Genomic DNA, 281 nt, shown 5'->3' on the forward strand with positions numbered 1-281 from the left:
GGATGTGGAAATAACTCTATTAGTGTTAAAGCATAAGGTGTTACTCTACTGGAAAAGAATCGTTCAAGCTCCGGAAAGCTTACTTGAAGTGCATGGTGCAAGTACATCCGAGTATGTTTTATTTGTCCTTCTATTTCTTGATAAAAGCGCGAAAGATCACGAAGTTCTGTATAAATTTCAGGTTGTTGTACTTTTTCTGATCGATCCACAAATGGATGAATTTGTGCTAATTTATGGGCATCATGTTTGTCTGTTTTCCAGCTTCTGAGTGTTCCCTGTTC

Annotated in this window: 1 protein-coding gene; it reads right to left on the reverse strand. The window is 37.7% G+C overall.

From position 1 onward, the window contains the following. A partial coding sequence (locus tag HU755_RS27060; protein WP_186638320.1) for a transposase occupies positions 1-281 on the reverse strand: 281 nt, incomplete at both ends.

It is taken from the genome of Pseudomonas sp. SWRI111 (assembly GCF_014268555.1).
GTDB classification, from domain to species: domain Bacteria; phylum Pseudomonadota; class Gammaproteobacteria; order Pseudomonadales; family Pseudomonadaceae; genus Aquipseudomonas; species Aquipseudomonas hamedanensis.